The sequence below is a fragment of the Candidatus Zixiibacteriota bacterium genome, assembly GCA_026397505.1.
GTDB lineage: Bacteria > Zixibacteria > MSB-5A5 > GN15 > PGXB01 > JAPLUR01.
The window spans coordinates 1-16,010 of sequence record JAPLUR010000134.1 but is presented as its reverse complement, the minus strand read 5'-3'; the positions used below and the strand labels follow the sequence as shown (position 1 = coordinate 16,010).

Genomic DNA, 16,010 nt, shown 5'->3' with positions numbered 1-16,010 from the left:
ATAATGTCCTCTGATCCATTTTAATTATACGATTTCCAGCGGATTCATCCGCAAATATTCTGTCGCCTTAATCTTCCGCTCGATATTGGCGTAACCGCGCTCCACCTGCTCCACGGTCAGATCCAGCACTTTCGCCGCCTCGGCGGGGGGAATCGTATTCTCCATCGCATACCAGAGCATATCCATATGGTAAAAATCGAGTCCAAAGAAGAATTCCTCCTGCGTTACTTCGGCGCTGTAAGTATCAGTCGTGGGAACTCGCCTGATAATCTCATCCGGAACGCCAAGGTATTCCGCCAACTGATAAACCTGTATTTTGAAAAGGTGTGCAATCGGCTTCAGGTCGGCCCCCCCGTCGCCATACTTCACAAAAAATCCCTGACAATGCTCATCCTTGTTGCCCGTCCCGACCACCGCCCAGTTTCTTTTCTCGGCGTGGTAATACAGGGTGGTCATACGGAGCCGCTGTTTCAGATTGGATGAAGCCACCACCTGAAGATAGACCGAGGGCGACATCCTTTTCGATTGAATGCGTCCCTGCTTATCCTCGACCGTGAGGGTGAAGAAGTTGAAAGTCTCCTTTTCAAGAATATTGGTCGGGTTGGTAATCTTCGCCGTGTAACTGGAATCAAATTCGGGGAATAGCTCTCTTATCGCCTCATCCCTTCTCTGGTAACATCCCATCCCCTCCAGTCCGGACGATATATTTTCCAGTGTCGTTTCAAAACCGAATTTTTGGGCCAGTTTTTCGGCCAGTGTTCGGCTTTCCCCGGCCGATTCCTTTTCCGGCATCATAATGCCGAGCACCTTTTTCGGTCCCAGGGCGCGGGCACAGAGAGCGGCACATACCGAGGAATCGATTCCACCGGAAATTCCGACAACGGCCCCCCCTTTCTTGAGAGTCCCTCTTATCTGGGTCAAAATTGTCTGACAGAGTTGATCGGCCACTTTTGCCGCATCGATTTTGAGACTATCTTTACTGAATTTCAATTCTCATTTCCTTTACAGTTATTGTTTACGGCATCTATTACGAACATTTCTGAGCTAAACTATATATTTTTTTTGGGGTTCCGGCAACTACTTAAAAGCCGTCTTTCCCGGGGACCCCACGATCCGGTGATAATAATCCAACTTCAAGGATTATATCGGCTTAGTTGATATTCTTCTTAAGTCGATGGGAATAATCGGATAAAACATCCCGGCAATCCGTGCGGGCGGGTATTGGATTGGAAGAACGGGCTGGCGGGTTCAAGATGAATAGACAAATCCGAACCGGCCAATACCGCACAGGATCCGGCGGGCTAAAAAGCGATTTTTATATAACTTATCTGATCAAAAGAAGCCGGCCGCTTATGTCAGTTCCCTCCAGATACCATAGGTAGACGCCCGCGGCCGCAGGATTACCCTCGGCATTGGTTCCATCCCAGACTACCTCTCCTCCCGGAATATCAGTGAAACGCCGGATGGTGGCGCCTGAAACCGACATGATTATCAAATTTGAATTCGGGGGAAGCCCGGTGAAGGTCGCGCTTTCGCCCCGGTAAGGTTTAAAAGGATTGGGATAAACATGAGCCAGCGGCGCGATTTCAATGGAAAGCGGCTCACAGTAATTATAATCGTTGGCTCTAGCCCGCCAGTAATAAGTGATTCCGGTTGAAAGTTTGATATCGACTTTCCAAGAGGTGGTATTCCCCGAAGCCTGTGACACCGGCGGCGAAGACGCCGCCGGTGTCACAAATTCAGTATCCGTTGCCACCTCGAAATGATAGACATTTCCCGTGGCGGTGTCGATATTTCTTACGACCAGCAGGGGGTAAGAGACATTCAGCACGGCTCCATCGGCGGGACTGACCGCCACTACCTGGCTGTCAATCCCCAGCGACATATCAACCTGCGCCTTGGCCGAAGCCACATTGGAGAGCGAGGAAACATTGGGTACTTCATCCGCCGCTTTCATGGCAAAATAGTACAATTGATCCGGAACCAGACCGGTCATCAAAAGCGATTGATTACTGCCGGCCGGACGAGGCGCGGGAGGATTCTGAAGCTTGACGGCATTGCTCCAATTGGCCTCGGTAATCGTCGCTGCGGCGTATCTGATATCATAGGCGGCTGCGGTTCCGCTGTTACCATCATTACCGGTTGCGGTCCAGGTCAAGAGAGCCTCTCCCGCATTGTAACCCGGCAGGGCCCCCAGATTGTCAATCGGGCTGGGAGCAATTGAATCAATGACCTCGGCCCCCTGGGTATTGCTCAGAGTAATGGCCGGGAATAGAGATGTCGCCGAAATGGTATGGTTAATTGAAGTACTATCGCTTCCTTTCCTGGCCTTGATAACGAAATTGTTATAGCCGGTCGAATCATTGGAAGTTCTCGACTCCCACCAGTAAAGAACCGCCTTGCTTATAAGACCGGCCCCGGAGGTAGTGCCGGACACGACCGTATCGCCATAATTATTGATGACCCAGACCGACGCGCCGGACACGGGAAGGCTGTTATTACCCCTGACATATATCTTGAGCATCCGCTCCAGACCAAGTTCCAGGGTTCCGTTGGACGTGCATGAAAAATTAATATCCTTGTCCGAGGCGGCGCCTTCATAGACACCGTCGCAAACAGTATTACCGGAGCAATTCCAGTTATTGCAGGCATGGCCGACCAGAAAGGTCTGCGGATTATAATTCGGGGAATAAAGATTGAAGGTATCGGCGTAGAGGGTAATTCCCCTGGCGCCCTCATTGATTTCACCATATTTGACCAGAATATTATCACTCTCGATACGATTATATCTGAATAGCAGAGTACTATCGGCAATCATGACCGCATCAAAAGTGATGCCATAAGCGGTTGCGCCCGCCCCCAGCGATCTGGCGCGGAAAGTGTTATATTCGACTATGCTATAAGTATTGACGACACCGTCGGCTTCGCCGGAGGAATACCTGAAGGGGGTCACCGACTTCCCATAACTTGAACTGGCCGGATCGGCATCACCGGTGGCGGTAATGGTATTATTATAAACATGAACATGATGACACCCGTTACGGATCCGCAGAGCATGCGTTTCCATATGATTCTCATCATATTCGGCGTTCGGTCCTTCATGAATGTCTATATTATTATCGTGTATTTTCACATAGTTGTCGTCCGTTCCGCGGGTATGCTCGACCAGAATACCGCGCCCGCCCCCGTATTCGGTGCCGCTGGTAATCACGTTATGGTGGACGTCGGTTCCCGGGCCGGGGCGGCTTAAAGCAATGGCATAAGGATTCGATGAGGAGGCGCAGGTTCCGGCATAGGAAGTATATTGGAAATTATGGGCATCGACCATGACGGAGCAATTATAGATCTTGAAGACGCCGTACTGATCCGCGCTTCCGCCGGATAGCCTCATTCCGGCATGAGGGGTACTGATCATTCTGACATCGTGTATGCTGATGTTAAAGGTATATCCCTTGGAAACGGCATAAGCCGAGTCAAATGAGGCGGCCATATTGAAAAGAACGGCATCAAACTGGCAGCGGCTGCGGTAATAATCGACTTCGCTGTAAAAAGTACCGCCTGAGATTTCGGTATTGTATCCACCCGAAACTGAAATGCATTTGCCGTTATAGCCATTGGCCCTCATATTGACATTCTTCACCAGAATACCTTCCCCGCTCCCGAAAACGAGGCAGGTATTATAGTTGATCAAAGTGTCGCTGTTATTGGAGGGTTTATGGATAATCCAGCCGCCTTCGAGTATGATGTCATGAAAAGGATAACCCGAGAGCGAGTTGACCAGAATGCCCTCATTACCGGCGCCGTCCCCGGTACCAAATTCCAGCGTGTCGCTCCCCAGATCTACATACCAGTGATGCATGACGGTTCCACTCTGAGGGCTCAAAATAATCCCGCCGGTGGCGGAGGACAGTTTCGTTCCGGCGATAGTTACCGTATCCCAGAGATCGGCGGAATGCATACTCTGTCGAATGGTATACGGCAAAGAGGAAATATCAATGCGACCGGCCAGACAGGGACTGACCAGCGCCAACGATAAAACCGACAGCAGAACCGGAACAAGCAAATTTCGGCTCTTAAATATATTCAGAATAATCACTCTGCCTCCTTGAAGTTCTACCGGATCGGCCACGATTACTTTTACAACCTGGTGACTCTGTCCGGGCATTATATATTAACATCGGCATAATCTTCCTACCTTAAACCGGATTGCTTCTTCCCTACCCCCGCTGACGCCGCGGGCCGGAAACAAGCCATATCTGGTGCTGGTAGTTACCTATTATACAGCGAAAGAATCATTTTCCTTCTCCAATCTAAGCTAATAAATTCAATATCGTTTGGAAACAGTTCTTATCATCACTTCGGCCAACTTTCCACTCAATAAACATAATTATCCTACCAATATGAGTCAAAAATGATGCCAGCGATGAAAGCCTTTTGCAATAATTAACTATATGATAATTAGGACTTTATGATGCTCGGCGAAATCTTAATAAGAGACTCCAAACAAATTCAGGTTAGCAGTGTTACAGTTGATTTGATATTTAATTGTAATCTCTACGGAGACAAGCGATTATATCCATGATTCAAAGATGAACATTAGCAGGCGTTGCACATGATTTGGTCATTGCTTTCTGCCGAAATTCTCGCATAAACGGTCGACTATGGCTTCGATAAAATGCTCTCCCCCGCCTAAAGTCATTACATAATCGTAACCGTTTCTTTCAAATTTCCGGCGATAAGCCTCATCGGACCATGCGAGCTGGATTGCCAGGGTGAGGGCTGAAATATCTTCAGGCGGGACAATAATGGCCGTTTCCGCCGGCAGCACATCATCCACCCCCGGCCCTGCGGAGATAATGACACACTTTTTAAGCGCCATAGCCATGATATAAACTGCAATCCCGGCTTGCGTGATAATATCTTTCTTGATTGGTATTACCACCAGACGCGCGGCCGACATATATTTCACGAACAGTTCCACGCTGCCATCATGACGGATAATCTCGACATTCGGGGGAGCGGATGCCGCATCAAGGAATGAGCCGTGAGGGGCCAGTTCCGCGTTGGAGACGGTGACTATTTTGACCGGATAAGGCAGCTTCCTCGCCGCGGCAAAGAGCGTATTGAAATCGCGGCGAGATTTCCCACCGCAGAAAATATAACCCTCGTCGGTAACAGTTGTCTTTGATATCAAATCAAAGGCATTAATCTTATATGGCAGGTAGCGAAATTGCTCCGGCCGCAGATGAAAGTACTTCTGATAGCCGCTTGTGTCTTTCATCAATACCAGGAATAGATGGACCTTTTTCAGCAGAAGCACTTTCCAGGGATGGAGAAATCTCTCACGAAAAGTGCACGGCCGGGTCAGAAGCAAATCAACGGTCACCAGACGACAGCAATTGAAAGGAATGATCAATTTGAGGAAGGCCAGCAACAAAATATCGAATGATATGAAATTAAGAACTATATAGTCATATCCGAATGATTTCCAGAACATCCGCAGAACGGTTGCGAAACTGTTGATGGTTTTGGGATAGCGGTGGAGTTCAATCTCCACGCCTTCCTTATGAATTTCCTGCAGGCTGTAAATATTGGAAATAATTTTCAGTTTCATCTCAGAGACGGCTCTTCAAATGCAAGGCTGATGTTTTCGCTAATTTTCCGCGTCTTCATAAATTTTCTCATGCTCGCCAACCATCCTGGAAATACTATATTTCTCAAAAGCCTCGTGTCGCCCCTTAATACCCTGCTGAATTCTCAACTCCTTATTCTCTATCAACAGGCCGAGAATTTCCACCAGCTTCTCCATGTCCCCACTTGGGAAAAGAAATCCATTTTCTCTGAGCGCTTCAATATTGCCGCCGACCGCGGTTGCAGCAACCGGCAATCCCGCCGCAAGATATTCAATGATGGCGTTGGAATAGCTTTCGCCATCGGAGGTCAGGCATGCGATATCTGAGGCCGCCAGATATGGAACGACATCAGGAACCGATCCTGGCAGCGAAAACAGTTTCTGCAATCCCTGTTCTCTGACGGCCTCACTGATTTCTGCTTCTATGGGCCCGGCGCCGAGAAGTAAGAAGCGTGTCTGAGGAAAGGTCCTGTTAATTCTCTCCGCGGCATTGATAAAAAGAGGGATATTTTTCTCTTTCCGCAGATGCGAGACCATAATTATGAGAATATCGGATTCGCCTATGTTTAGATGTTTCCTGGTATCCCATCGATATTTTTCATCCACGGTTTCAAAACGGGAGAGGTCAAGTCCGTTGTAAATCACCGCGATTTTCGCGGGATCTATTCCTTCATATTGCCTAATCGATTCTTTAGTCGCGGCGCTGTTGGCCAGATATTTCCAGGTCAGGCGTTTGATAATGCGAAAGACGCGAAGCAACCCTCTTCTGCCCCAGAAACCGGGGCCAAGATTCCTCCGGCAGGATATAATCTTCCTTACCCCCGCCAGCCGCCCGGCTATGGCGCCGAATATAAAAGAATCGTGAAAATAGGTCTGAACAATTTCAATCCTATTTCCCCGGCAATATCTCCGGAATCGCAGAACTGCGACCAGCGCTTTCCAACTCAGCAAGCGCGGCACATCAAGTACCGTAATCCGCGATTTATATTCGCTGGATTCAAGCCAGGCGGTATTCTGAAGACAAAAGAGATGAACTTTGAATTTCTCTTTATCAAGATTATTGTAGAGCATCAGAAGCTGCCCTTCGGTACCGCCGTTGGCACCCCACATACGATCTATCAAGAATATTACATTGATCATAGCACCCTTATTCCGAAAAGGCGCAGCTTGCGGATACAATACAGGTAAGTATAATTGAGCTTCTTGATACTCTGCAACTGGGCTTTATTGGACCGCTCCACTGCTCCCAGTATGCTCACACCCTGCCCCTTGTATTCCTTAAGCGCATAGGTCATCAGATATGGCCGAATCCCCATACCGCGGTAGATCGGGGAGGTCATTGCATCGGCAGAGATGACCTGCCCTTTTCCCGGCGTGACAGTCAGCCCCGCCCTTATATAGAGATCGCTATGGTGAAGCCCCCAGGTGACTGCGACCAGATTACCGTTGTGAAAAGCGGCAAAACAGTCGTCGCCCAACTCTAATCTGGTCATAATTGTCCCGAATTTCCTGGATTCCGGCTCAATCCCGAGGAAAGTCGCCAGGTGGCCGATATCTTCTTTCCTGAGTTTACGGCATTCAACATCGACTTTCGGCTTGAATGAGAATACGGCATCTCCCTGATAAGTATAGAAATTGAACACTCTATAATCAATTATGACTCTGAGCGCTCTCCTAAACGCGCGCCCCAAAAATACAATGGCGCCGTTCCGACGTATGAAATCAAGTATCTGGCTCTTTAAAATCATGAGCTTTTCATTTTTCAGTATGCTCTGAATCGGAGTTGTCGCTTTCAGTCGATCGTATAATTTTATCCGGAGGCGTGACCAGTTATTTTTGTAGATGGTAACCTGATAATTGATATACTCGCGGTTAGTCAATAAATTCTTATATTGGTGCGCCCCGCGCGAAAAATCCAAATCATATCCTCGCCTGATAAGATATTCGGATTGCTGAAGAAGGAGCAGAATTCCGGGAGAGCGATCACGAAAATAGACATTGATGGCAATGGTATAGTGGTTTATCACTTTTCCATATTCAAAATTGAAAATCATCGCCACCGACAGATCGCCGCTTTTCAAAACAAAAAAACAGATTTCACCCAGCGGGCCGAGTGTCCTCACAAGTTCGTTGAAAAATCGGCAATTTTCCTCCCGGAGAAATTTGCTCGGCGAACCTGTCTCGCGCCAGCGATTGATATGCAGAAGAAAAAACTGCGGCAGAATTTTTTCAATTTCGGCCGGGTCGGTTATTTTCTCCAGTTGGAGTCCGCTCTCGCGGTTGAAGTGGTTGACCGCTTTTTTCAGCGTTGCCCCGCGATGATAAGTAAAATTGGCTCTCTCATCAACGAGCCCATTATATATATATCCATAACAGGTCTCTATTTCTTTTTTCAAATGGGGCCGGCCGGATTCATTCAAAATCTCTTCGATTATCGGCAATGTCCCGGAACGGTCGGAAATCTGGGAGAGTTCCACCACATCCCATTCTGATTTATGGTCATCAAGATAGCCGATTATTTGACGAGCAATCAATTGTTTATCCGCACCAATAAAATCGCAATAATCGACATTGGGGGTGCCGATAAACTGAATGACATACCGTTTGCGGCCAAGTCCCCCCACCAGGGATCTCATCAGCGGCGCCAAACCGACAATTTCCGGGCCTTCCCTGACGACCAGAAGAAACAATTCCTTTTCCCGTCCATAGACCTTCCACCAGCTATAAAGCCATTCGAAAGTAAGAAAGACATTCTTCGTGTCATTTCTTTCGAGCAGCTTATTCCAGTCGGCTTTCAACTTCTCAAATTCTGCCGGATTGCCGATTTTTTCGACCATAGTCATCAAATGATAATAATGCTTTTCTTTGCCGGTTGTAAAATCTATTTATCGGTGGAAATTCGGTTCTGGCGTCCCGGCCTTAACCTTCGCAGCATAAAAGCCGTTCCCGACAGGGTCATTTTGAATTCGCTCAATCCCATATCATTTCCAATATTGACCCTCTTCAGTTCGTACATGTCGCAGCCGGCTCGATTCAATCCCTCGATTGTGGTCAAAGCGCAACCGAATTTCTCTGCGACGATTCTTTTTATGCCTTCGTTAAAGTCAGCCATGGTACCATTGGGATAGGCAAAATATTCAACTTTCTCGGATAAAATTCTTTCAAGCGCCTCCTGAGATTGGTTTATCTCGTCTCGCATAACAGAGTCCGGGAGTTGGGTCAATATTTCATGGGTGACCGTGTGCGCGCCGAAACTGACCAGGCCGCTTTCGGACATCTCTTTTATCTCATCCCAGCCGAGCGGCAGGAACGGCTCGCTTATTTGGGGATTTATGGCACATTTTAGCCTGGAGCGAATGGCTTCTATTATTCGGGCCTTCTCCTGATACGGCATTCTTTTCAGGGCGCCGCATATGGCATCTCTGGCCTGATACTTTTTCTTATGATCGCTGATATCAAGTTGCCCGAGGCCAAGATCATTCACATCGAGCATGGTCTCGGCGGTACTCATCAGCAACAGGTATATGTAATCGGTCCAGAGAAATCCCTCGTATTGGCCGCCTCTGTCCACAAAGGATGTGGTCAGAAAAATTGTGGCCGGGATATTGTGCTTTCGCAGAATGGGATAGGCGATAGTCCGGTTATTCCGGAAACCATCATCAAAGGTAACTACAATGCTGTTTGGAACCATCGGCTTTTCCTTCCGAAGCATGGCGACCGCTTCGGAAAGCGCAATCGGATGATAATGGCGACCGATATATCGCATTTGTTCTTCGAATCGGGCAGATGACAACTGTGTCCAGACGCCGATTTCCCTGTCCGTGACACCGTGATACATCAAGATGACAATCTTGTCCCGATTGAAATACCGAACGGTTTGCCAAACACCCCGAATATAAAAGAGCCGGAATAGAATTTTCTTTAATATCTTTAGCATAAAGTGCCCTGCATCATTTGGCGCAACCCTTTTGATAAACCTCTGACAACAGATCCATTTGCTTTTCAAAGGAAAAGGAGTCTGTCACCACCTGATAAGCGGCCTCGGCCAGTCTTTTTCTTGCCTCGAAATCGGCGGCAAGCCTAAGTACCGCCCGGCTCAAGCCGGAGATGTCGCCCGCCTTGACCAGCAACCCGCTCTCTCCCGATTTGATCAGTTCCGGGACACCGCCCACCGCGGTTGCTATCACCGGTATACGCAATGCCATGGCCTCAAGAACGATATTGGGAAGTCCTTCAGAAAGAGAGGGGTTGATCAGCATATCGGCTCCTTTCAGGCAGCCGAGCAGATTTTTCTCAAATCCGGGGCACATGATTATTTCTTCAAGTCCGGCGCGCGATACCTTGTCTCTTATCATTTGAAAATCGGGGCCGTCACCGAATATGATAAAACGAAGCCGATCATTCTTCTTAATTGCCTCAGCCGCCGCTTTGACCAGATAGATTTGCCCTTTTTCGCGGCTGAACCGCCCGCCGGCGACTGCTGTTATCGAATCGGTGGGAAGCTTAAAGCGCGCTTTCAGGTCAATGCGTTCTACGCCCCGAAAGCTCTCCGGGTCGATAGCATTGGGCACCGAGGTTATTTTCTCGGGGTGTATGAACAGACGGGTGAGTTTGCCTTTCTGGGCTTCCGAAACCGCCGCAATATGCGTCGCAAAGCGGATAAATATCTTATCCAGAAGGCTGTATACTCGTACCCTCAGAGTATCTTTGGTCCAACCTCGCGAAAAGGCAATCCACTTCGTTTCGGTACCTTTGACCGCCCGGAAACCGATAAGATGGGTTCGATAATCATGAGTGCAGAGAATATCGACATGTTTTTCTCTGATAAATTTCCGCACTGCGCCAATCGCTTTGAGATCATAGGCATTCCTGACTTCGAAGAGATAGACAGGAACGCCGTCCTGTTCCATGACCCGCAGGAATTCCGGCCTTTGACCCTGCTCCGAGAAAGAACCGGCTATAATGTCGTATCCGCGGCTTATCGCCATTCGGGCATGAATATGAATCTGCCGCTCCGGCCCGCCATAGAAATTGGATGCTCGCAAATGGAGAATTCTCATCTCCCCTCCGCGACTCTGCAAAGAAAAAGGCTTAGTTTTTCGGCCAGCCGATTCCAGTCATAATGCTTCTCGACCAGTTCCCTTCCCGCTCGACCGAGACGCGCCCTCAGGTCTCCGTCATTTAAAAGGCGTTCGACAGCGGTTGCGAATTGCTCCGGACTGTCGGCCAGCGAAATTTCTTTTCCATCCGTCACCAGCAATCCCTCGGCGCCAACCGAAGTCGACACCACCGCTTTCCCCATCGCCAGCGCCTCGACAATTTTGAGCCGCGTTCCCCCGCCGATACGGAGCGGCACTATATAGACCGCCGCCTTCATGACATAAGGACGGACATCATCCACCTGCCCGACTATCTTCACCGCGGGGATTTCCCCCAGTTTCTTTATCTGCGGAGGCGGATCCTGCCCCACAAAGACAGCCTCAATATCAGACGTCTTCCTTCGGATTAAGGGGAGAATATCATGCACGAAATGCTGGATCGCATCCTGATTGGGACGCCAATTCATCGCGCCGACAAATATTAACTGATGCCGGTCGGTCTTTGCCGGTGATGGGCGAAAATATTCAAGATCGACACCGTTTTCGACCACCTGAACCGGTATTTTCGGATTCAATTCCTTTATTGATGCTGCTTCGATTTCAGATACGGCGATGGCCCCATCAACCCAGTTGAAGGCGGCAAGCTCGAAATTCATTACTTTGGTCATTTGCTTTCCGATATACCACTTCCTCGGGCCCCACTTTTCGTTTTCATAGTACCGTTTCCAGATCAAATGCTCGATATTATGTGCCACGATAATCTTGCGCGTTCCCCGCAGATCTTTGACAAAAATGGCATACGGGCTCCATTCGGATATGACTATATCCGGTGTTATTTCCGCCACTGCCTCATGCACCGCTTTCTGAAACACTCTTGAATAATGACTACTGACGATATAGGGATATCTGGAAAAGAGATTCAGGAAAAGTCGGATATAGAAAAGGAATCCTGATTTGGCCGGAACTTGAGGAGGCACCGCCCTCGGGTGCAGACCGGCATCGTGCATGGCCCGAAAATTATCCGAATCTTCTTTGCCGTAGGCCAGATAGTGCACTTTATGGTGCACGGCCAGTCTTTTTATCAGATTATAACTGCGAATCCTTTTGCCGGTATTGAGCGGATAGGGGAATTCTTCGTCAAGTATAAGTATATTCATCTTGCCTGAAATCCATCCATAGAAACCGGCGAATCCACCATTTATGCTGTTTAGATAAGGGTCAACCCGAACAAATCTATTTCAGCAGGAGCATTTTCCGCAATTCCGAGCTTTCATCGATATCCATGCGGCAGAAATATACGCCTGAAGCCACCGACTCCCCCCGGCTGTTGGTTCCATCCCAGGATGCCGAATAGTTTCCCACCGACTTGACCGCATCAACAAGCGTACTTACTCTCTGCCCCAGAAGATCGTAAATTGAAACCAAGACATGGGTCCGGGAGGAAATTTGGAAATCAATCACCGTCGTGGAATTAAACGGATTGGGATGGTTGCCAAGCAGCCGGGATGTTCCTGGAAGCGGCGGCCCTTCGTCGGCAACATCCAGCACGATATTGATAATCGCTAGATTGGAAATTGGCGAGGCGTTCCCTGCCTCATCATAAGCCTTGATTCCAAAATAGTAAGTTGATCCCGGAGTCAGGCCGTTCACTACAAAGCTTTCGTTCCTCCCGGCCTGCTGAGGAAAAGGGGGCGAGATTACAGCCGCAGCCGCAAGCCAGTTGGCCTCCGTCAGAGGTGAGAGCGAATATCGAATCGCGTAGTGATCCGCAGTGCCGCTATAGGCATCGTTTCCCGGCGCGGTCCAGCTGAGCGTTGCCGCCCCCAGACCGGGTCCCGTAGCCGCGCCCAGATCCAGTATTTTCCCCGGCGGAATCGTATCGCCGCTCGATGAGCCGGTCAATATTTTGGCAAAATATATCTTCTTAGGGGTGCCGGCGCACCACCAGAATACGGGAATATAATTGGCATTCGAAGGGACATGGAAACAGGTGTTGGGGTCGCGATTGCCGGTATTTTCCGGAAGCGTCGATACCAGCACCGGCGTCGTCCAGCTCTGCGATACCTGCGACCACTTCTTATAATAAATCATCGAAGAGGCGGCGTCAGTGGTCGATTTCTTGCAGTAGAAAAGATAGAGATCATTTCCTTTGACCGTAGAAATGGGATACCAGTCGTTGTCGGTCGTTGTGGCGGAATTATCAATGATTTCATGGTTCCAGGCGCCGCCGGCGTTGTTGTAATTTTTCCAGATATGGTGCAACGAGTTGTCATTGCCGAAGATGAGATGCATGGTTGTATCATTGATAACATTATGGGTGAAAACGCGGGTGGATTGCAAATTGGCGGCATACATGGAATGGTCGTTCTTGGCCTCAAACGACGTTCCATTCCAGAGATAATATTCAAAACCGCGATTGTCGTTGAGATGCTCAACTACCAAAGCAGGATTTCCTCCGACATAAGGCATGGAACCGATTCTTACATCGGGGGCGCCGGTGGCGTAAGCTACTCCGGTCGTCCAGCTTGAACCCTGATTGTCGGAATATTGGTATTTTACGTTTTCGGCGGCATTGGCACTGGCGCGAGTGAAAATCCAGATACGTCCGGTGTTTTGCACCATGATATTGGAACGATGGCTGGCCCCGGTTCCCGCCAGAGCGACCAGCGGCCCGCGGTCCGCATTGCTCTGCGCCGGAGCGTTAAATTTCCGGAACGAGCACCCCGGGAGAGTAAAATAAAGCTCTCCATTCCGGCCGAAAAGGGAGAGATGAAAATCAAGCCAGCCATTGACATCAATCTGCATGGCATTGCTGCTCCAGGATTCACCGGCGTCGGTGGTATAATTCATGCTGCCGTCAGTCGTCCCGGCGCTGGCGTAACTGAGCCAGAAATCGTTGGGATCCAGTTCCGACATGTACCCTTTCCAGCGGGGAATCCCCAGCGTGGAGCCGTCGGCGTCGGAAGTGGTGACCAGCTTCGGCTGGGTGAGCTGATCGGCCGCGGCATTGATTCCGGCCAGAAGAATAAGAACCAATATCGATGAAATAAATGAATGCCCGCTAATTATAGGTTTGAGCATATATGAACGATTGCTGTTTCCTGTCGGACTTAAATGTCTGGATAACATATCTTCCTCCTGACTGATCTATTCAATAATCAGATAAGAACAAAAGCGGTCTCACCTTGCCGATTTTCGGCGCTAACCTAATAATATAACTAATATCGACTTACCTACAATCTAATATTCGACCCATTGCCGGCCAATATTTATCCTGACCCTTGCTTATGCTGTTTGATTATTATACAAATTTTACCGTCCCAGGGCCAAATCCATGCTTCCGGGCATTTCCGGCGCTGATCGCTGCCTTTCTGCTATTTGATCCCGCCCGGCTCGGGCACTTCACAGATCACGAATCTGACTTTCCCCGATTTCTCTTTGGGGATTTCATCCACCAATTCAATTTCAATGTTTATCTTCTCGCCGATGATTTTCCTCATCTGACTTTCAATATAGTTCAAAACCTCCAGAGTCGGCTCCGGTTTCCGGACAAGCTTCACATGAAAATCGGTCAATGTCTTCTGTACCACTTGAATCTGGCCGACTATGATATGATGGTCGGAAACGATATGAACCGCCAGCATCAGCCCGCTGTGACGGGTGCCGTCGGGGCTGTAGAAATGGTCCTGAATTCGCCCCACGGCCGGGCTCATTAGCGGCAGTCCCCGGCCGCAGGAACAACCGGATTTCAGAGGGATACCATAATCCCCGATCTGATAGCGAATCATGGGGAAAGCATAATTGGTCAGGTCGGTAATCAGTATTTCCCCCTCGGTACCGTAATCGACGGCTTTACCGTTGTTGACAAATTCAACCAGTGAGGTTTCCATCGCTATATGCAGGCCCTCATGTTTTGAGCATTCCGAGGCGGTATTGCCTGTTTCCCGTGAACCATACATATCGTATACGGGACAGCCATAGGTTTCCTCAAATATTCTCCGTTGCCCTGCCGAGAGAACCTCGCCCGTGGAAAGGATTCCCCGTAGCCGCGGCGCCTTAAGCGCATGCTCCAGCACATATTGTGTAAAACCTGCCAGAGGATTCGGAAAAACTTTCAGGTAGTCGGCCCTGAAATCCATCAGGTTTTCATAGAATTCCTGCATGACTTCTTTTTTGGCCGAACCGGCATAATAATAAGCTTCCCTTATCAGATGCCGAATCTTGAACTTGGTCTTCCAGGTTCCCGGATCGTAGAAATCGGCGTGGACCGGCCAGAAAAAGGCCATTTTATCGCAGGGTTTTCTTCCCATCCACCCTTCGTGACGCCAGCCCAGCCCCATTTTTATATTAAAACTCTCCGGGTCACGATACAATATTGCCTGGACTCCCGTGGTGCCGCCGGAAACAACCTCCTGCACCGCGGCCACATCGTATTTTTTTGAGAAGATCTCATCCTTGTGGTTGAAAAGATCGTTGCGGGTCAGCATCGGCAACAGAGCCAGATCCCCAAAGCTCTTGAATGACTGCGGCGTCAGTCCCCGTTCTCTGAAAAGCCGCGCGTAATATCGCGAATTTTCATAGCTGTACTGCAGGAGCTTTCTTAGTTTCATCCATTGATAGTCAAGAAGCTCCTGCCGCGACCAGTACTGACTTCGCTCAAGAAAATGCCAGTGCCTTAAGGCCGAAAGCCGTTCATCCCTCTTCAAAATCAAGGGGAATACGGTTCTTCTTAGTAAAGCCGAGTATAGATTCATAATATCCGCCTAATCATGCGGCAGGCTTTCCGCCGCCTTCGGGACCTGTGCCTCCCGCGGCACGGCGGCAATCTCTTCCGGTTCCATTCTGGCAAATTGCTGTAAAACCACTGTCAGTGCCGCCAGGAGATACCAGGTGTACCGGTACGCCGAATGGGAGAAAATGCCGGTCACCAGAAGCGAGAGACAGGCAATGATAGTTGCTCTGGCGAACGGCTCCAGAAGAGCATGGGGCGAGCCCCTGACCTGTACTTTCTTAATAATGCGGCGATTTATCCTAAATATATCTATCAGGAACATGAAAAAAATGAAAGTCCCGATAGACCCCAGTTCGGCCAGAACCTGGACATAGAGATTATGAGGATTAAGATATACTCCGAACCTTTCCACCCGCGCCCAGGCAAAAGCCCCGGCTCCGACTCCCGTCAAAGGATGTGTAACGAATAATTCCAGCCCATCCTTCCAGGCCTTGACTCTATTCTCCGAGGAAGCATCAAGATTGTCATCCAATATCGATGAATACCT

General features: G+C 49.1%; 11 protein-coding genes. All 11 read right to left on the bottom strand.

Features of this window, described 5'->3' with window-relative positions:
- Positions 1-24: 24 nt before the first annotated feature.
- Entirely contained in the window at positions 25-990 is a 966-nt protein-coding gene (nadE, locus tag NT002_14245; protein ID MCX6830423.1) for an NAD(+) synthase, read from the bottom strand.
- 334 nt (positions 991-1,324) lie between these two features.
- Positions 1,325-4,096 (bottom strand): hypothetical protein, encoded by a 2,772-nt coding sequence (locus NT002_14240; protein ID MCX6830422.1) that lies wholly within the window; start codon positions 4,094-4,096, stop codon positions 1,325-1,327.
- 525 nt (positions 4,097-4,621) lie between these two features.
- Positions 4,622-5,614 (bottom strand): glycosyltransferase, encoded by a 993-nt coding sequence (locus NT002_14235; protein MCX6830421.1) that lies wholly within the window; start codon positions 5,612-5,614, stop codon positions 4,622-4,624.
- 39 nt (positions 5,615-5,653) lie between these two features.
- On the bottom strand, positions 5,654-6,772 hold the full coding sequence (locus tag NT002_14230) for a glycosyltransferase (protein ID MCX6830420.1): 1,119 nt from the start codon (positions 6,770-6,772) through the stop codon (positions 5,654-5,656).
- Complete coding sequence (locus NT002_14225; protein ID MCX6830419.1) at positions 6,769-8,469, bottom strand: GNAT family N-acetyltransferase; 1,701 nt, start codon at positions 8,467-8,469, stop codon at positions 6,769-6,771. The genes NT002_14230 and NT002_14225 overlap by 4 nt, the downstream gene beginning before the upstream one ends.
- Positions 8,470-8,513: 44 nt before the next feature.
- On the bottom strand, positions 8,514-9,569 hold the full coding sequence (locus NT002_14220) for a polysaccharide deacetylase family protein (GenBank protein ID MCX6830418.1): 1,056 nt from the start codon (positions 9,567-9,569) through the stop codon (positions 8,514-8,516).
- Positions 9,570-9,582: 13 nt separating this feature from the next.
- Complete coding sequence (locus NT002_14215) at positions 9,583-10,692, bottom strand: glycosyltransferase family 4 protein (protein ID MCX6830417.1); 1,110 nt, start codon at positions 10,690-10,692, stop codon at positions 9,583-9,585.
- On the bottom strand, positions 10,689-11,888 hold the full coding sequence (locus NT002_14210; protein ID MCX6830416.1) for a glycosyltransferase family 4 protein: 1,200 nt from the start codon (positions 11,886-11,888) through the stop codon (positions 10,689-10,691). Before NT002_14210 ends, NT002_14215 begins: the two co-directional genes overlap by 4 nt.
- A gap of 76 nt (positions 11,889-11,964) precedes the next feature.
- Entirely contained in the window at positions 11,965-13,860 is a 1,896-nt protein-coding gene (locus NT002_14205) for a fibronectin type III domain-containing protein (GenBank protein ID MCX6830415.1), read from the bottom strand.
- Between the two features lie 245 nt (positions 13,861-14,105).
- Positions 14,106-15,485 (bottom strand): hypothetical protein, encoded by a 1,380-nt coding sequence (locus NT002_14200; protein MCX6830414.1) that lies wholly within the window; start codon positions 15,483-15,485, stop codon positions 14,106-14,108.
- A 9-nt stretch (positions 15,486-15,494) separates the two neighbouring features.
- On the bottom strand, positions 15,495-16,010 hold a 516-nt coding region (locus tag NT002_14195), incomplete at its 5' end, for an O-antigen ligase family protein (GenBank protein MCX6830413.1).